Raw genomic sequence first — 18149 nt, forward strand, 5'->3', positions numbered from 1 at the left:
GTTCCACGGCCCGTTTTGGTCGCGAACGAGCACTGAATCACAGCGATGAAATGATCTACGTCATGGTGGGCGCAGGAGGGGGTTTGCCCTCCAATGGCGCCGGGGCTATAACTTCAAAGCAAGCCCGGGGATTGCTGCGCTGTTGCGCTTCACCGCCTTTGCGGTCCCGGCCACTGCCCCAGGAGTACCACCATGAGAACTATTGGCCTTAGCCCGCTCGAAATCAGAGGCATCGTCGAGAGGGCCTTTTTGCCGTTGGCATGCACCTGCGAACACGCCGCGGACGACTCCCTGAATATCCGCATCGAAGACCTCCACACCGGCAAGGTATATCTGGTCGCCGAAGGTGTATCCACTGACCGTTTCGCCAGCAGCCGAGACATCAGCAACCTGATCGGCGAGCTGCGTACCCAGCTGGAGCGGTCACAATCGATTGCCAGCCGCCCCGTCGCTGCCCGGCATACCGCGCGGGCATAAGCCTGCGCACGCGCTTATCTGTAAAGGCCCGCGCACCGCGGTGAAGCGGTTCGCGGGCTTCTCGCTCCTGTTCGAGCGTTATCAAAAGCCTTCGAGCACGATCTTGCCCTGAGCCCTATGGCTTTCGATCACCGCATGCGCGCGGCGCAGGTTGGCTGCGTTGATGGTTCCGTAGTGCTCACCCAGGGTCGTTCTGATCACCCCTTGGTCGACCAACGCCGCTACACGCTCCAACAGCTCGTGTTGGCGCGCCATGTCCGCTGTCTCGAACATCGAGCGGGTGAACATGAACTCCCAGTGCACGGACACCGACTTGCGCTTGAACGGAACGATATCCAGCGTGGCCGGGTCGTCTATCAGCGCCAGGCGCCCCTGCGGTTGCAGGACCTTCACCAGCGCAGGGAGGTGGTTGTCGGTGTGGGTCAGGCTGGCCACATAGGTCACCTGGTCGATGCCCAGCTGTGCCAGGCCTTGGTCCAGCGGCTGGCTGTGGTCCACCACGTGATGGGCGCCCAGCCCCAGGACCCACTCCCGGGTTTCTGGCCGTGAAGCGGAGCCGATCACGGTCAGCCTGGTGAGCTGCCGCGCCAGTTGCACCAACATCGAACCCACGCCCCCGGCAGCTCCGGTGACCAGCAGGGTCTGGCCCTCGCCGCCGCCTTCGGGCACCTGCAAGCGATCGAACAGCAGTTCCCAGGCGGTGATGGTCGTCAGCGGCAGCGCGGCGGCCTCGGCGTCGCCCAGGCTCGCTGGCTTGTGCCCGGCCAGGCGTTCGTCCACCAACTGGTACTGGCTGTAGCTGCCCGGGCGTTCCAGCGCGCCGGCGTAGTACACCGCATCGCCAACCTTGAACAAGCTAACGTCCGCGCCCAGGCCGCGGACGATGCCTACTGCGTCCCAGCCCAGCACGCGGGGCTCGCTGACCTGCATGCCGGCGCGCACCTTGGTGTCCACGGGGTTGACCGCGATGGCGCGGACTTCCACCAGCAGGTCCTGGGGCCCGGCCACCGGCTGCGGCAGCTCGATGTCGAGCAGGCTATCGGGATGCTCGATGGGCAAGCCGGCTTGGCGATAGGCAACAGCTTTCATGGGGTTTTCCTTCAGGGGTTCGAAAGGCCAATGGTGGCGCTTTTGTGTTTTTCGAAAAACCGGCAAAATCCAGCAACACTTTCTCTGCCAGAGTGAAAATGGTCCGGCTCGATGATCTCAAGTTGTTTATCCGCACCGCGGCGCTGGGTAGCTTTTCTAACGCCGCGCGAGAAGCAGGGCTGTTGCCAGGCCAAGCCAGCGCGGCGATCAAGCGCCTGGAGCGGGCGCTGGATATCCGCCTGTTCGCCCGTTCCACCCGCAGCCTGCGGCTGACTGCCGAAGGCCAGCACTACCTGCCTTTCGCTTGCCAGGCCCTGGACGCATTGCAGGAAGGGCACGGGCAGTTGCATCAGGCTCGGCAGGCCCTGCAAGGCAATCTGCACCTGGCGGCGCCCTCGGACCTGGGGCGTAACCTGCTGCTGGGCTGGCTGGGGGAATTTCGCAGGGCCTATCCCGGGCTCAGCCTACGGCTGTTCCTGTCTGATCAGGTCACAGACGTGTTCCGCGACCCCATCGACGTGGCGATCCGGTATGCCGTCAAGGCCGACGCCAGTTTCATCGCCCTGCCGCTCGCTCCGGCCAATCACCGCGTGCTGGTGGCGTCGCCGGCCTACCTGGCCCGTGCCGGCCGCCCAGAAAACCTTGAAGCACTGGCTGCACACCATTGCCTGCTGTATGTGCTGGGCGATGGCGTGTACGCCAAATGGCGGTTTTACCGGGGCGAGGGCATGCGCCAGGACATCACCGTCGGCGGTGCGTTGATCAGCGACGATGCCGACGTGGTGCGCCGCTGGGCCGTGGCGGGTGAGGGCATTGCGTGCAAGTCCTGGTTGGACGTGTGCGCGGATGTACAGGCCGGCCGGCTTGAGGTGCTGCTGCCACACTGGCGCGGTGAAGCGGTGCCGCTCTACCTGGTGTGCCCACACCGCCAACAGTTTTCCCCAGTGGTGCAGGCCCTGCACCAGTGGTTGCGCGAGTGCCTGGCGCAATTACCGGCGCCGCCTGCGCAGCTTTAAGTAACGCTCGCAGCGGCGATGGCTCCCTAGGCTTGGCAGCCTCTCAAAAAGGAGCTTGCCATGCCTGAACACTCAACGAATGCCCTTTATAAGGACCTGATCGCTGCCCGCCTGCCGACTTGGCTCGCTGGCGCCAGCCTTGAGCGTCTGCAACAGCTGGACGCGCTGACCGCCCGCGCCGAGGCTTCGCGCCGTGCCCTTGGAGCGGCGGCGCTGCGTCTGCCGCGCTACAGCGCATACGCCAGTGAACAGTTGGGCCGCCTGCTGCATGACTTGGGCGAGCAGGACGTCGATCCGAACGTTGCGATGCTGTACTGGGTCGACCCGGATGAGGACAATTCCGCGCTGACCTGCACCCTGGTACAGGCAGCGATACGCAATTTCAGTGAAGCTGACACCGAGCCGGATGCCTTCGGGCCGGGGTCGGGGTTGTTCGGCAGAGTGGGCGCCGATGGCGACCCCGACCCGGCCAGCCGCCTCGGCACCACCCCCTGGGCCTTTGCCAAAGCCTGCCGCCAGGCAGACGTGGGCGCCGGGTTCGCCACCCTCCTGGCCAGCCAGGTGCCCGCCCAATTGCCGCCCACGGAGCATACCGCGACCGTAACCTTCCCACGGCTGTTCTGCGAAGCCGACCGCGACGCCCTGGCGAGCGAGGCGTGCATCGCCAGGCTCAAGGGCACCATCGACAGCATCGGAGAAGCACTGCTGGCCAACTGGGCGCTGGCGCCCGACCCAACCATCGCGCCTTTGCCCGCAGCCGCCAAGCGCTTGCAACTGGCCGGCTTTGAGCTGGATCGGGTGTTGGTGATCCTGGCGGACCGAAACCAGGGCGAGGGCAGGCCCTGTTTGCTCTATGTGCCCAACGACCCGCAGTCCCCGCTTACCCAGTTCCCCAGCCCAGACGCCATGAGTGCCGAACTGCAGGCCCGCTTGGCCCACCCGGCGTACCTCAGGTTTCTTGCTGGCTGTGTGACGCTCGACGATGAGGCGGCATTCATCCGCGCCGTGGAAGGGCCACCTCCGGCCGATTTCGACCGGTTGTTCACTACCGCGATGAACCCGCTCAAGGCATTGGACCTTTCGGTCGGGGTGCTCCAAGGGCAATGGAAGGTAGACCGGCCCAGGATCGCTACCGCGTTTTTACCTTTGCATGACCTCTTCAGCCAGCGTTACGCCAGTTGGGCGCGGCACACACTGGCCAACGCAGCGACGCTGGCGGTGCCTACGGCCCGCGCCGACCGCCTCGCCGCCCTGGCGCGTCATGAGCACTGGGTTGCCTTGGGTGAGCAACTGGGCCTGTTCGTGCTGTCGTTCATACCTGGCGTGGGCCATGTGATCGCCGTGTATTCGATGGTGCAAACCCTTCGCAGCGTCTTCGATGCCTCCCGCGCATGGCTGCAAGGCGACGAGCGCGTGGCCCGGTCGCTGCTGTTGGGCGCCGTTGAGAACGCACGGTTTCTGCTGCCCAGCGAACATAGCCCGACCGACGCTGAACGGCAGGACCTGCTGGGCCGCTTGCAACTGGTTGCCGATCAACACGGCCAAAGCCGCCTATGGGTTCCCGACCTGGCCATGCTAGGTAGCCCTGAGGCGCCGGCGGGGGCCGGCCCGTTGCCGCCCGACGGGGTGCTGCGAGTGGGCAACCGTGCGTGGGTGCACCTGCCTGATACGTACATTGAGGTGGCGCCTGGCGCCACGCCCTATGTGGCAGAGCCCATTCGCTCAGCCGATGAGCGCGGGCATGCTCCACGGTTGCTCGGCAACGGCCGAGGCGGCTGGCGTAGCGAAGACGAGCTGCCCGAGCAGTGGTCGGCGGCTATGCTGGTCCGCCGCTCTAGTGCGGAGGCGGTGGACCTGGACGACCTGACCGTAACGCAGGTACGGCAATGGGCAGGTGTCGACAGCTCGAGCCTGCAAGGCCGCGCCCTGCGCGGGGAGCCGCTACCGGGCACGCTGGGGTACCTGCTGCGGCGCCGGGCCCTGCTGCGTGATATCGGCCAGGCCGCCGCCGCGCTGCGCGATACTGCTCGCCAGCCGTTGGTTCATCCCGCCGTGGTGCGCACCCTCACCGGCCTTCCAGGGTGGCCGGCGCAGGTGGGGATCGAGCTGGCCCGGGCCGACGGCGCGGTTTCCGAATTGCAGCCCGAGGTGATACGCAGCGTGCGCCTGACCTCTGGGGAGTTGATGGATGGCAGCTGGGTCGAGGCCCTGTTCGTGCAGTTGCAGGACGTCGACCTCGGCCCCTTGATAGGCAGGGCAGTGTCCGTTGAAGAAGCCAGCCAGCGCCTTGGCCGCGGCTGGGCCGAGGTGATCGAGCGGCAGCGTGACAGTTTGCTCGATGCTCTGAGCGGCAACGACGGGCTGTCGGAGCCGGCGGATGATGTGGCGGCTCAGAGGGCGGTCCTTGCCAGGCAGTTCCCGAGCCTGCCCCGTGATGTGCTGGACGACCTGCTGAGTGCTTGCGACAGCGTGCAATTGACAAGGCTGAACGCCGGCAGGGTACCCCTGGCGATCGCAGAACTGGCGGCGCAATACCAGCGCCAGCTACGCATTGGCCTCGCCTGCGAGGCCCTTCATGACGGCCGCTCTACGGCCGATCGCGATGCCTTGCTCATGGGCCTGCTGCCCAGCCTTGAAGGCTGGCCGCCAGGGCTGGCCATCGAGCTGCGCCAGGGAGGGGCAGCGGGCCCATTGCTACGCCGCGCGGGCCCGGAGCAGGCGGCCGCCCATGTGATCGCGGTGGAACATGGCCGCTACCGGGCTTATGGCCTGGCGCCACCCACCGTCGAGCAGGGGGGCACTCTCGAGCACGCTGTCATCAGCATTTTGCATAGACAGGCCGGTAGGCTGGCCCATGCCCTGAGCAATGTGCACAGCCTGCGCGAACGTCTGGTGGCCATGGCTATCGCCCATCAGCCCGAGTTGCATCGCTGGCTGGGGATGGCGGGCAATACCCGGCGGTTCTTCCGCGCGCCCACGCGCTTCGCAGACGGGCGCCTGGGCTATGCGCTCAGTGGCAGAGGCGCGGGGTCCCCACCCCATTCACGCCCAGACACCATCAGTTACTTGCTCAGGGCGCTGTACCCGGACGTGGACCTGGCCACCCTGCAAACGCTGCGTGGCGAAGTGGGCGAGGGAGCAGCCGCGGTGGAGGAAATTACCCGTCGCCGCCGAGAGCTCAGTGAACTCAGGGTACAACTGGGCGACTGGCTCAGGGGCGCAAGCAGCGCGCCGCGCGCGCCCAGCGCCGCTGCCCGGCCGGCCCGCGAGCTGACGGTCAGGGTGATGCTGCAGGCGTGGCAGCGGCGGTTCATCTGCACACGCGCCACGCTCGGCGATGGGCCCGTGCGCCACTCGCTCAGCCTGGCCTACCTGCAAATCCGTGCCAGCCTGCCGGTGGTGGAGGTGAGCTTTCCTCACATTCTCGAACTGGAGCTGGTAGGCATGGGGCTCGAGCGGGTGGATCCTGCCTTCCTGGCGATGTTCCCCAACGCGCGCATACTGCACTTGGATGGCAACCGGCTGCGCGAGCTACCAGGCGGGCCGTCGTGGGTCAGCCGGCTACGCGAGGCGCACCTGCGCGACCTGGGGCCAGAATGCGCGCCGCAGCTTTTGCCCTGGCTGCAGCCCTCGTCTGGCGCGCTGCAACGCCTGGACCTGTCGAACAACCCAACCCTGCCTACCGACCAGTTGCTGTCATGGCTGGGCCAGTTCCAAAGGCTTCAAGAGTTGCAGCTGGACTACAACGAGATCCGGCTCACGGTCGAGACGCAAGACGCCTTCGCCGCGCTCGCCCAGCTTGAAATGCTCTCGCTGGACGGCAACCCGCTTGGCATGGCGCCGAATGTCCAGTCGTTGAGCCGCCTCTCCCGGCTATCCATCGCTGAGGCTCGATTGCAGGCCATACCACCGGGGCTCGATGCCTTGATGGCTCAGCCTGATCTGCGGCTGACGTACATCAACCTGGCGGACAACGCCATCCGCCAGCTTCCCGACCTCACGACTACGGAGTTCTTCCGCCGTAACCGCCAGGCCGAAGGGGACAGACGAGCGATGGACCTGAACCTCGACGGCAATCCCCTCGATGCCCAGGCGGTCGCCATGCTCGGCCACTCGGGGTTCGAGTTCGACCCAGGCGCGGATGGGGCCGGCCATCAGGTAGCCGCAGAGGACGTCTGGTTGCTGGGTTGTCCGGAACCCCTACAGGGGCTGATCCGCAATGCCCGCGAAGAACCCAGCGCGCAAGCGTTTTATCAGGTGCTCGGTGAGGTGGTCCGTACGGGGCCATACCTGCGAGGCCGTACGGCGGAACAGCGCCAAGAGGCTGTCAGCCGCGCCTGGATGCTGGCCGAGCTCGTGCTGATGCCTGGCCCGGATGCGCTGCCAGGCCTGACCGAGTTGCGCGATCGCTTGTTCGAAATGGCCACCGAGGCGAGGGCAACGTGCGGTGATGGCGTGGCATTGACCCTCGATCAATTCGAGGCGGAAGTGAGCGTGTGGCGGGCGATTGCCGGATCAGCCGTGGGCGACGAAAACGGGCCGCTGCTGGCCGCCCTGACGCCTGCCCGCGGCCTGCACCGGCAGGCGCTGCTCGACGCCCAGGCGCAGCGCCTGGTGCGGGCCCGCGTGGCGCGCCTGGCGGGCAGGGAAGCACCTGACCCGGCGACCGACCTGGCCGATGAAGTGCCGCCACACCAGTTGGACATCGGTATCGATGAAGTGGAACTACGCCTGTTGCTGCGCCAGCTGCTGCAGCATGAACTGGAGCTTCCGCAGGTCAGTGAGCGGTTGTACGCCTCTGTGGTCGCGCCTGCCACGGTCTTGAGGATCGCCGCGCGGGTTCGTGCGCTGGATACCCGCGAAGGCTTCGCCCAGTGGCTGGTGAACCACCAGCAGACCTGGCGGCTGGCGCTGGAGCGGCGCTACGCGGCGGAGTTCGAGCAGGTCCGGGAGCCGTACAACGAGGCACTGGCCTATGTGCTTGAGCGTGCCGCCGGCGAGTCGGCAGGCGACCCACTGGGCCCTGCCGTGCTGGACCTGCTGGAAGCCGTCGAGCCCAATGTGCAATGGCGGAACGCGGCAGGCGGCGATGTTCTTCCAGTGCTGAGTGAACAACAGGCCTACCTGTTGAGCCAACGCCTGAGCGAGCGCTTCAACCTGGCGCTCGATGCGCTGCGCTTGCGCCTTACCCTCGGCCTTATCGGCTAAAAAAAAGGCGCTTGCGGGGTTTCCCGCAAGCGCCTGGGTGATACGTGTCGATTACTGAGGGAACAGCTCGCTCAGTTTCATCGCCAGCATCATGTCGCCCTCAGCCCGCAGCTTGCCGCCCATGAAGGCCTGCATGCCGTCGGTGGAGCCGTCGACGATGCCCTTGAGGGTCTCGCTGTCCATGACGAGGGTCACTTGGGCGTCTGGGTTTTCGCCTTCCTGGATGTCGCAGGTGCTGTCCTTGACCACCAGGCTGTAGTGTTCGGCCTCATCGATACGGAAACCGAATACCAGGTCCAGGCCAGCGGCGGCGGCTGGGTTGAACTTCGATTTCATGGTTTCAATCGCGTCTTTTACGTCGCTCATGTAAGCGTCCTTTTCATTTAGGGGGCTGGTGTCGTGGCGCTAGCGCCAGGTAACGAGTTCGGGAGCCCGCGCCAGTTGCAGGTGCGCGTGGCTGTTGAAAGACGCCAGGGTGACGTCGGTGCCGCGAAAACGCAGGTGGCTCAGCGAGCTGTTGTAGATCTGCCAGTTCAGGCGGAAGGCTTCGCTGGCGGCCAGGCCGGTGTAGCGATGGAGCAGTGCGGTGATTACCCCGCCGGAGGTGAAGATGGCAACGTTCTCGCCCGGCCGGGCCGCCGCTAGCACCTCATCCAGCGCCTCGCCGGTGCGCGCCAGGAACGCTGCCCAGGATTCGCTGGCGGCCGGGCCCTCGGCGCCGTCGAGCCACCGCTCGATGATGCGTTCGAACAGGCGCTGGAATTGTGCGGGGTGATCAGCGGCGTTGCGCAGGATGTGCAGCGCCTCGGGCTCGTCGGGGACCAAGCCTGGCACCAGGGCACGGATCACGCCCTGGGCATCGAATTCGTCGAAACGGGCATCGGTCTGCAAGCCAGGGGCGCCGGGAAGCTTGGCCAGGGCATGGGTCGCGGTATCCTGCTGGCGGCGCAGGCCACCGGCGAAACAACGGTCGAGGCGAATGCCCGCGTCGGCAAGGAACCCCCCCAACAGCTGCGCCTGGCGCACGCCCAACGGCGAGAGCACGTCGTAGTCGCTCGCGCCGAACGAGGCCTGGCCATGCCGGATGAGATAAAGGTTACCCACGTGCTGTGCCCACCGCTGACGCCCGCCGCTGTGCAATGCAATTGTGGGGGAGGTTAGGTGTGAGGATCGGGCCTGTCAAACGAATTTCATACAAGCGTTTCAAAAGGCCGTTTCATTCACGTCGTGGGCCATTAGCCCTGCCGGCGGCCGAGCACGCAGAGGCTGGCTATCCCCAGCGCACGCTCGCCGGTATGCTGATGGACGTTTTCCATTCGTTGCAGGAGTCACCGTGGAGTTTCTCTCCGAATACCTGGGCTTTCTCGCCCGTACCGTTACCGTGGTCATCGCGTTGCTCGTGGTATTTGCCGGCATCGCCTCGTTGCGCGCCAAGGGGCGTCGCAAGGGCGGTGGGCATTTGCAGGTCACTCGCCTGAACGACCTCTACAAGGGCCTGCGTGAACGCCTTGAGGCCGCGCTGCTGGATAAAGACGGCCTCAAGCGGTTGCGCAAGCAGCAAGCGCGAGATGAAAAGGCGGAGCGCAAGGCTAAGGCGAAAAACAAAGCCGTGGATGCCAAAGGGCGGGTGTTCGTGCTCGACTTCGACGGCGATATAAAGGCTTCGGCCACCGAAAGCCTGCGCCATGAAATCACCGCGCTGCTGACCCTGGCCACGCCCAAGGACGAAGTGGTGCTGCGGCTGGAAAGCGGCGGCGGCATGGTTCACAGCTACGGCCTGGCCTCCTCGCAACTGGCGCGCATCCGCCAGGCCGGCGTGCCGTTGACGGTATGCGTCGATAAAGTCGCGGCAAGCGGCGGCTACATGATGGCCTGCATCGGCGAGAAGATCGTCAGCGCGCCGTTTGCCGTGCTGGGCTCGATCGGCGTGGTGGCGCAGCTTCCCAACTTGCACCGGTTGCTGCGCAAGCATGACATTGACGTTGAGTTGCACACCGCTGGGGAATACAAGCGCACCCTGACGGTGTTCGGCGAGAACACGGAAAAAGGCCGCGAGAAATTTCAGGAAGACCTGGACATCACCCACCGCCTGTTCAAGAACTTCGTGGTGCATTACCGGCCGCAGTTGTCGATCGACGAAGTGGCGACCGGTGAAGTGTGGCTGGGGGTGGCGGCGCTGGAACGCAAGCTGGTGGACGAAATCAAGACCAGCGACGAGTACCTGGCGGAAAAAGCTCGTACCGCGGAGCTGTTCCACCTGCATTACGCCGAGCGCAAAAGCCTGACCGAGCGAGTGGGCCTGGCGGCCAGCGGCGCCTTCGAACAGGTGGTTGGGCGGCTGTGGAACAAGCTGGCCGAGGCGAGGTTCTGGTAGGCGTTATGTACCGCGGCGCCTAACGCCACCTACCTACCATCGGGCCTCCCAAACCGGAGGCCCCCATGACCGATACTCTTCCTGTAGATCCGCTTCCCCATCAGGGGTTTGTGCTGTCGCGCTTACCCGAGTGGTTGCGCCATGCCACCGCCGAGCAGCGGGCTCGACTGCGCCATTTGGCCGTCGACGCTGAGGCCGCGCGACAAGCATTCAAGCAAGCGGCCCACAGCCTGCCAGTGCTTCAAGACTTTGCCCTTCAGCGCTTGCACTCAGCGCTGGCGCCGGCGTTCAGCGGCCCAGTCGACTTCCAGCAGGCGGTGCTGCGCTGGGTCGACCCTGCCGGCAAACAGCCTACGCTCCAACGGACGTTGCTCGAGGCGGCGCTGTTTAACTTCCATCAGCGCGATACTTACCCCGGCGCTTACGGCGAAGGCTCTGGCTTGTTTGCCGGGGTTACCGCCACCGGGGAGGTGGACCTGACCCGGCCACTGACGCTGCGCCCGGAAGCCTTCGCCAGCCGCTGCCGGGCACTCGACTTGGGCGGGGCCTTCCAGCGGCAAATTAGCGAGCACGTGACCACCCAGCTACCAGGAAGGGAACGTGAAATCACTTCAACGCCCCCATTCGCCTGGCGGGTATTCCACGCCCAGCGCAAGGCCTTCATGGCGGCCGCGGGCGAGGCGCGTCTACAGGGCAAGCTAGGGGAGGAGGGGGAAGCCCTGTTGGCCCACCTGCGGTTGACGACAGGCCCGGTCACGCCCATCGCCTCGCAGGCGCAGCGGCTCGCCTTGTTTGACTTTCCCCTGTCGGGCCTGCTCGTGTTCACCCCGCAACCGTCGGTGAGCCATACGCGACGGATAGTGGCTTATATTCCGGGGGACCCGCAGGGCAGCGTAAGCGAGTATGCCGACGCTCGTGCTTTCGCAGTCACTCTGGCCACACGCCTCCAGGCTCCGGCGTTCTTGACGTTGCTCGCCAGCTTCGTGCCGTTGGCGAGGCGGCCGGCGTTCGTCCAGCGAGTCAATACGGCGCTGGCTCCCGATGGGTGGCTGGCGCCTCACCTGAGCTGGGCGCCAACCCCGATCAGTGGTGATCCTTTCGTTGAGCATTACCGGGCGTGGGCGCAGCAAACCTTGGCCGAAGCGGCCACCGTGGCGGTGCCGACCGCCCAAGTCGATCATCGCGATACGTTCGATCGCTACGCCCAGTGGGTCGAAGTCGGCGAGCAGTTGGGCACAAGCCTGGCCTTGCTGGTAGGGTCGGCGCTGCCCGGCATCAACCTTATCGCCGACGCGATCGTGCTTTCGCAGAGCCTGTACAGCGTTTACCAGGGGGTGCACGCGTGGCGCCGCGGTGAGAACCACGCGGCCTTGGAACACCTGTTCGGGGCAGTGGAAAACGCAGGGTTCTTTGGCTTGGGTAAACGCCCTGAAGTGAGTGCGCCAACCTTGGATTTTGCCCGTCAACTGGTGCCAGTGGTTGCCGCTGACGGCCAGGTGCGCTTGTGGCGGCCGGACCTCGAAGATTTTCGCGCGCTGCAATCGCCCCCGGCTGGGCTCGAGCCCGATGGCAATGGGGTGTATCGCCATCATGACAACGCCTGGGTACGGATCGACGGGCGTTATCACCAGGTGGGCTCAGCCCTCACTGCAACTACCGCCCAAGTGCTACATCCCAGCGGCGGGCTTGCCCCGCTGTTACAGGGCAACGGTGCCGGCGCCTGGCGCGCGCCTCATGAGCGCGTGGCCGAGTGGGACGGCGTCAGGCTGATCCGCCGTTTCGATCCACGTTATGAGGCCCTTCCAGAGCAAACGCTAGTGGATGCTCAGCAGCTGGCGGGTATCAGCGACGCGCAGCTGCGCTTGGCCCACCTGGACGCTAGCCCCATGCCCCCATTGCTGGCAGACCTGCTGGCAAGGCGGTTGGCCGCCCAGGCGCTGGACCTGGCCGTGGCCGCGTTGAACGGCACCCGCCGCCTCGACCGCCTGCCGCTGCCGCTGGTGGAAGCGCTGCGCGGCATTCCCGGCTGGCCGGCGGAGCTGGCGTTGGAGTACCGCGCCGGCAACGCCGACGTGGTATTCGGCCCAAACGACAGCGCCCTACGCGTTCGGCTCGACCAGGCCGAACTGGCGGACGGCACCTGGGCGGCCCGGCTTATCGCCCAACTGAGTGGCCAGGCCCTCGATGCGCTGCTGGGGCCGGAAACCTCCCTGATACCCGCCGCGCCTGCGCATGAAAACTTGGCCCAACGTTGGGCGGCCGCGATCGAGGCGCAGCGTATGGCTCTGGTTAGCCGCATCGCTGAGCCCGAAACGCCGGCGGACGTTCCACGGCAAACCCTGCGCAGGCAGTTTCCCGGCTTGCCGGCCCCTTGTGTGGAAGCGCTGATGCGTGGCATTGCCCAACGGCAGCGCCAGGCGCTGGCAGCAGGCCACATGCCACCTGCGCTGGCGGAGCAAGCCGCCGACGCCTTGCGCCAACTGCGGGTGCTGCGCGCTTGTGATGCGTTGGCCACTGGGGCGAGCAGCCCTGACCGGGAACGGTTGGTGTGTGGGCTGCTGCCGGGCCTGGGCGGGTGGGCCGCCGGGGTGCGCTTGGAGCTGCGCCGGGAGGTGTTCAACGGCGCACTGTTGCAGGCAATCGGTGATCCAGCCGGCCACGGCGGGATCATCGTCCGCAGTGGCGGGCATTATCAGGCTTACGACGCCCAAGGGTTGGAGCTCAGCCCACGCGGTGGCCTGGAAGAGGCGATCTACGCCACGCTTCCGGCCTCGGCCCGCGCCGCCGCTGCGCCGGGCATCGAGAACGCCGCGACCCTGCGCGGCGCCTTGCTCGAGCAGGCCCTAAGCGACCAGGATGCGCTGCGGCCCTTGCTGGGGCTTGCCCGGGGCAACCGGCGGTTCTTTCGCCCGCCCAGCCGGCGCAACGGTGCCATTGGCTATGAACTGAGCGGCAGGGGGCGATTGCCAGCAACCTTGCCAGAAAACCCGGATCCTTACCGGCAGAGCCTGCGGGCGTTGTTTCCTGAAGTAAGCGAGGCCGAACTGACCGAGCTGCGCGCCGAACTGGGCCAGGATGAGGCCGCTACCACGGCGCTGGTAAGGCTAAATACCGAATTTGCACGCTTGCGGCTGGAGCTGGCGAATTGGGTCAGGCAGGCCCCGAATGGCCCTGTTGAAACAGCGCATGAACACGAAGCGGAGAACCGCCAGGCCGTGGCCGATGAGTTCGTTCGCCTGTGGCAGCGGCGGGAAACCACCTTTGGCTTCGGCGGCCTGGGTTACGGGCTGACACTGCGCAGCCTGCCGGTGACGACCTTGCCAACCCTGACGGTACGCTTCGCGCACGTGCAGCGGATCGTGTTGCAGGACATGGGCCTGGCGCGGCTCAGCGATACCTTCCTCACAAGCTTCCCCAACCTTAGGTGGCTCGACCTGAGCATGAATCGCCTGGTGGAATTGCCCGCGCTCGAACGGGTGCCAGGCCTCCAGCGCCTGAGCCTGGATTACACCGGCCCGCGGCAGCTGAGTGAGGTCGTCAGCGCCGCAATGCCCATCGCCGGCACTTTGCGCCAGCTGGACCTGGCAGGTACGGACCTGACGATGTCGGCGGCGGACTTCCAGTCGTTGCGGCAATTTCCCGACCTGCGCATGCTTGACCTCGAAGGCAATCTGATCACCCTCGACCAGCAGACGGCCAGCGGCTTCGACCACCTGCACCAGCTTGAAGAGCTCAGCTTGAGCGGCAACCCACTGGACCGCGCGCCAGTGGTTGCTCATCTGCGCCAGCTGACGCTGCTGGACCTTGGCGCGACCAACCTTACGGAGTTCCCGCCGGGGCTGCTCGACCTGATGAACAACGTGCCCATGAGGTTGCGCGATATCAACCTCTCGGACAATGCCCTGGAGCACCTGCCAGACCTGGCAGAGACGCGGTTCGTGCAGCTGACGCGGGAGCATTACAACAACGTTGAATCGCAATACTACGGGATCGGCATCAACCTCAACGCCAACCCCTTGTCGCCCGAAGCGCGGGCGATGCTGCGGCGAGCGGATATAACATTCTTCGTCGAACTGCCCGCTTCGCCGGGATCCGACGCCGCGGGTGGGGCGGGCGACGAAGACGCCTGGTTGCTCGACTGCCCGCCGCCCTTGGCGGAGCTGATCCGCGCCGAACGCATGGAACATGAGGCCACGCCGTTCTACCAGCTGCTCAGCCGTGTGGTGGGCACCGCCGATCATCGCGCCGCCCCCTTGGAAACCCGTCAGCGTACCTGGGCCCTGGTCGAGACCTGGCTGCGCCCGGCAGAGCACGCCCTTCCGGGCCTGGAGGAACTCCGCCAGCGGCTGTTCGCCTTGGCGCAAGACACCATGGGCACCTGTGCCGACGGTGTGTCCCTGACCCTGGATGACATGGAGTTCGAGGTGCAAGCCTGGCGTATCGTCGCCAGCTCGCCAACCGCCGGGGACGGGCCGCTGCGTGAGTTGCTGGCGTTCCAGCGCCGCCTGTGGCGCCGGGCACTGGTAGACGACCGCGCCCGGCGTATCGTTCGTGCGCGGGAGGCACGCTATGACGTGCTAGCCACAGGTTCGGCGGACAGCGCGCCGCCGCTCGACCCCGCCGATGACCTTGACGATGCGCTGCTGGGAGAGGGTATCGATGAAGTCGAGGTGCGTTTCTACCTGGCCCAACAGCTTCAGCGCAGCCTCGACCTGCCACCTACCCGGCAGATGCACTACAGCACCCGGGTCAGCCTCTCGACCCTGGCCCGGATAGAGGCTGAGGTAAGGGCGGCGGACATCGCGCAAGCCTTCGCTACATGGGTTGCGCACCGCCCGGGCTTTCGGACCTACCTGGAGCATGCCCACGCGCAAGCCTTCGAACCGCTGCGCGCACCCTGGGACGAGGCGGCAAGCTACTTGTTCAGCCTCAGCACTGAACCTTCGGCCATGGATGCGCCCTGGCCGGCCACATTGAACGGCCTGCGCGAGGTATTAACCGACGTTGCCTGGCCGCCTCGGCAGCAGGTGGCGCCTCGGCTGAACGAGCAGCACGTGCGCATCGCGTACGAGTGGATCGGCCAGCAGCGGCAGCGGTCAGCCGATGCCTTGGCGTTGCAGTTGACTCGCCAGTTACTCGGGCTCGCCAGCCCGGCCTCCCCAACCACGTCTTCCTGAGGCGCGTGGATCACCGGCTTGCCCCGCTGTGCGAGGGGGCCGCCGGTGAACTCGGGTCGCTTCAGCGCCGGCGGAACAGCGGCAGGGGTTCGTCGGTGGCGGCCTGGTATGTGACGGAGAAGTCGCGCAGGCTTTCCAGCGCTTCGTAGGGGTCTTTATCCGGGCGAATGGCGAATGCGTCGAAGCCGCACCGGTGCAAGTAGAACAACTGGTCGCGCAGCACGTCACCAATCGCCCGCAGCTCGCCCTTGAAGCCGTAGCGGTCGCGCAGCAGGCGCGCGTTGGAGTAGTTACGGCCGTCGGTGAAGGCGGGGAAGTTCAGCGCAATGACCTGGAATTGCGCCACGTCTTCGCCGATTTCCTCGGCTTCCTCGTCGGCATCCAGCCAGATCCCCAGCCCGCCATCCCGCGCCTTGAGGGCGTGGGCGTGGTCGCGCCACAGCGCCAGCGGCACGATGTAGTCGTCACAGTTGCTCAGATCATCCAGGGTCACGGTCTTGGGCAGCAGGTGCCAGGTTTCGTCGACCACCTGGTCGTTCTTAATGATTCGCTGCATACACGCGCTCCTTGAAGGGGTCGATGCCGATACGCTGGTACGTATCGATGAAGCGCTCGTCTTCGGTGCGCTTTTCCACATAAACGTCGATCAGTTTCTCGATCACGTCCGCCATGTCGTCCTGGGCGAAGGACGGCCCGAGGATCTTGCCGAGGCTGGCGTCGCGGCTGGCGCTGCCGCCCAGGGATACCTGGTAGAACTCCTCACCTTTCTTGTCCACCCCAAGGATGCCGATATGGCCCACGTGGTGATGGCCGCAAGCGTTCATGCAGCCGGAGATGTTCAGGTCCAGTTCGCCAATGTCGAACAGGTAGTCCAGGTCATCGAAGCGGCGCTGGATGGACTCGGCGATTGGAATCGACTTGGCGTTGGCCAGCGAGCAGAAGTCGCCGCCGGGGCAGCAGATGATGTCCGTCAACAGGCCGATGTTCGGCGTGGCGAACCCTGACTCCCGGGCTTCGAGCCACAGCGCGTGCAGCTGCGACTGCTCCACGTCGGCGAGGATCACGTTCTGTTCGTGCGAGGTGCGCAGCTGGCCGAAGCTGTAGCGATCGGCCATGTCGGCGATGGCGTCGAACTGCTTGTCGGTCAGGTCCCCGGGTGCGGTGCCGGTAGGCTTGAGCGACAGCGTGACCGAGGCGTAGCCGGGGCGCTTGTGAGCGAACACGTTGCGCTGGCGCCAGCGGGCGAACCCAGGGTGCTCGGCATCGAGCTGGGCGAGGGCGTCAGGGATGTGCTCGAGCGCTTTGTATTCGGGGTCGACGAAATGCCCGGCGACCCGAGCCACCTCGGCCTCGGTCAAGGTGGTGGCGCCGCCGCGCAGGTGAGCCATTTCTGCCTCGACCTTTTCGGCGAACACGTCTGGTGTGAGGGCTTTTACCAGGATCTTGATCCGGGCCTTGTACTTGTTGTCTCGTCGGCCGTAGCGGTTGTATACGCGAAGGATGGCGTCCAGGTAGCTGATCAGGTCCTGCCAGGGCAGGAACTGGTTGATGAACGCGCCGACCACCGGCGTGCGGCCCAGGCCGCCACCGACCAGCACCCGGAAGCCCAGCTCGCCGGCGGCATTGCGCACTGGCTCCAGGCCGATGTCGTGCACTTCGATGGCGGCGCGGTCGCTGCTGGCGCCGTTGATGGCGATCTTGAACTTGCGTGGCAGGTAAGCGAACTCGGGGTGGAAGGTGGTCCACTGCCGAACGATCTCGCACCAGGGGCGCGGGTCGACCACTTCATCGGCGGCCACGCCGGCGAACTGGTCGGTGGTCACGTTACGCAGGCAGTTGCCGCTGGTCTGGATGGCGTGCATCTGCACGGTCGCCAGCTCCGCGAGAATCTCCGGAACGTCTTCCAGCGCCGGCCAGTTGAACTGAACGTTCTGGCGAGTGCTGATGTGGGCATAGCCTTTGTCGTAGTCGCGAGCGATCTTCGCCAGCATGCGCGCCTGCCGCGAGGTCAGTTGCCCGTATGGCACCGCCACTCGCAGCATGGGCGCGAAACGCTGGATGTAGAGGCCGTTCTGCAAGCGCAGCGGGCGGAATTCTTCCTCGCTGAGTTCACCTGCAAGGTAGCGGCGGGTCTGGTCGCGGAACTGCTTGACGCGGTCCTCGATGATCCGTTGATCGTACTCGTCGTAAACGTACATAGGTGTCCTGTCTTCAGGCTGGTCTGCGCTCACGGTCGCGCATTATCTCTTAGCCGGCGGAAGATACCCGTTTTGCCATATTCACTAAAGCGAAGTTTTTTTATAAGGAAATAGCTAATACCGATATGCGGCGATGACGAGCGGCGGGTTCCCGACGGAGTGATTGGCGGTGGCAGCAATGGTGCGCTTGACTGGTACGAACGTCCAACCTCGCTGGACGAACGCGCCACACTTCAGAACAACAACAAAGGTACTGCCCGATGCGCCATCACCTGTCCGTGAAGCCGAAAAAACCCGCTCACCATATAGATGCCTGGGCCACAGCCTTCATGGCGGTGCTGGTGATAGCTGCCGTCGTGTTCTGGGTCGCGACGCATTGAGCGGGTGCGACTTTTCTTTAGGTCTTCAGAGTAAGCGTCTGATTATGGGCGTTTATTTTTAAAGGGAGAAGTGCGAAAGCCTGCGGAATTGCGCCGGTCGCTCCATTCATGGGTTTTGCGCGCTCCGACAGTCGGGCGCACGGCGGTAGTGCGTTAACGGCTGTGAGGTTTTTACCGTAACTATCTGATTTTAAGGTTATTGAGGTTTCTCGAGAACCGCTGGTTCGCGG

Annotated in this window: 10 protein-coding genes; 5 read left to right on the top strand and 5 right to left on the bottom strand. The window is 65.4% G+C overall.

Going from position 1 to position 18149, the window contains the following annotated elements; translation table 11 throughout:
- The first annotated feature begins 192 nt into the window (after positions 1–192).
- Positions 193–477, top strand: a complete 285-nt coding sequence (locus OGL93_RS14135; RefSeq protein WP_263263349.1) for a DUF1652 domain-containing protein — start codon at positions 193–195, stop codon at positions 475–477.
- 81 nt (positions 478–558) lie between these two features.
- Here OGL93_RS14135 and OGL93_RS14140 read toward each other — a convergent pair whose 3' ends face one another.
- Positions 559–1566: a zinc-binding alcohol dehydrogenase family protein gene (locus OGL93_RS14140; RefSeq protein ID WP_263263350.1), complete on the bottom strand. Its 1008-nt coding sequence runs from the start codon at positions 1564–1566 to the stop codon at positions 559–561.
- 98 nt (positions 1567–1664) lie between these two features.
- On the opposite strand from OGL93_RS14140, the gene OGL93_RS14145 reads away from it, so the two are divergent.
- Both OGL93_RS14145 and OGL93_RS14150 read left to right on the top strand, forming a co-directional pair.
- The gene (locus tag OGL93_RS14145) at positions 1665–2582 is read left to right on the top strand and encodes a LysR family transcriptional regulator (protein WP_263263351.1); all 918 of its coding nucleotides are present in this window, start codon (positions 1665–1667) and stop codon (positions 2580–2582) included.
- A gap of 60 nt (positions 2583–2642) precedes the next feature.
- Positions 2643–7790: a DUF6543 domain-containing protein gene (locus OGL93_RS14150; RefSeq protein WP_263263352.1), complete on the top strand. Its 5148-nt coding sequence runs from the start codon at positions 2643–2645 to the stop codon at positions 7788–7790.
- Between the two features lie 51 nt (positions 7791–7841).
- Here OGL93_RS14150 and OGL93_RS14155 read toward each other — a convergent pair whose 3' ends face one another.
- Both OGL93_RS14155 and OGL93_RS14160 read right to left on the bottom strand, forming a co-directional pair.
- Positions 7842–8156, bottom strand: coding sequence for an SCP2 sterol-binding domain-containing protein (locus tag OGL93_RS14155; protein WP_263263353.1), 315 nt, complete (start codon positions 8154–8156; stop codon positions 7842–7844).
- Between the two features lie 39 nt (positions 8157–8195).
- Positions 8196–8894 (bottom strand): histidine phosphatase family protein, encoded by a 699-nt coding sequence (locus OGL93_RS14160; protein WP_263263354.1) that lies wholly within the window; start codon positions 8892–8894, stop codon positions 8196–8198.
- Positions 8895–9123: 229 nt separating this feature from the next.
- On the opposite strand from OGL93_RS14160, the gene sohB reads away from it, so the two are divergent.
- Positions 9124–10164, top strand: a complete 1041-nt coding sequence (gene sohB, locus OGL93_RS14165) for a protease SohB (RefSeq protein ID WP_263263355.1) — start codon at positions 9124–9126, stop codon at positions 10162–10164.
- A 65-nt stretch (positions 10165–10229) separates the two neighbouring features.
- The gene (locus OGL93_RS14170; protein ID WP_263263356.1) at positions 10230–15341 is read left to right on the top strand and encodes a DUF6543 domain-containing protein; all 5112 of its coding nucleotides are present in this window, start codon (positions 10230–10232) and stop codon (positions 15339–15341) included.
- Positions 15342–15402: 61 nt separating this feature from the next.
- On the opposite strand, the gene OGL93_RS14175 is transcribed toward OGL93_RS14170, so the two are convergent.
- Both OGL93_RS14175 and OGL93_RS14180 read right to left on the bottom strand, forming a co-directional pair.
- Positions 15403–15897, bottom strand: a complete 495-nt coding sequence (locus OGL93_RS14175; protein WP_263263358.1) for a DUF934 domain-containing protein — start codon at positions 15895–15897, stop codon at positions 15403–15405.
- Complete coding sequence (locus OGL93_RS14180; protein ID WP_263263359.1) at positions 15881–17539, bottom strand: nitrite/sulfite reductase; 1659 nt, start codon at positions 17537–17539, stop codon at positions 15881–15883. The genes OGL93_RS14175 and OGL93_RS14180 overlap by 17 nt, the downstream gene beginning before the upstream one ends.
- Positions 17540–18149: the final 610 nt, after the last annotated feature.

Source organism: Pseudomonas sp. RIT-PI-S (assembly GCF_025642975.1).
Lineage (GTDB): Bacteria > Pseudomonadota > Gammaproteobacteria > Pseudomonadales > Pseudomonadaceae > Aquipseudomonas.

Coding starts and splice junctions, on each gene's coding strand:
- OGL93_RS14135 (WP_263263349.1), top strand. CDS start 193: ATGAGAACTATTGGCCTTAGCCCGCTCGAAATCAGAGGCATCGTCGAG.
- OGL93_RS14140 (WP_263263350.1), bottom strand. CDS start 1,566: ATGAAAGCTGTTGCCTATCGCCAAGCCGGCTTGCCCATCGAGCATCCC.
- OGL93_RS14145 (WP_263263351.1), top strand. CDS start 1,665: ATGGTCCGGCTCGATGATCTCAAGTTGTTTATCCGCACCGCGGCGCTG.
- OGL93_RS14150 (WP_263263352.1), top strand. CDS start 2,643: ATGCCTGAACACTCAACGAATGCCCTTTATAAGGACCTGATCGCTGCC.
- OGL93_RS14155 (WP_263263353.1), bottom strand. CDS start 8,156: ATGAGCGACGTAAAAGACGCGATTGAAACCATGAAATCGAAGTTCAAC.
- OGL93_RS14170 (WP_263263356.1), top strand. CDS start 10,230: ATGACCGATACTCTTCCTGTAGATCCGCTTCCCCATCAGGGGTTTGTG.
- OGL93_RS14175 (WP_263263358.1), bottom strand. CDS start 15,897: ATGCAGCGAATCATTAAGAACGACCAGGTGGTCGACGAAACCTGGCAC.
- OGL93_RS14180 (WP_263263359.1), bottom strand. CDS start 17,539: ATGTACGTTTACGACGAGTACGATCAACGGATCATCGAGGACCGCGTC.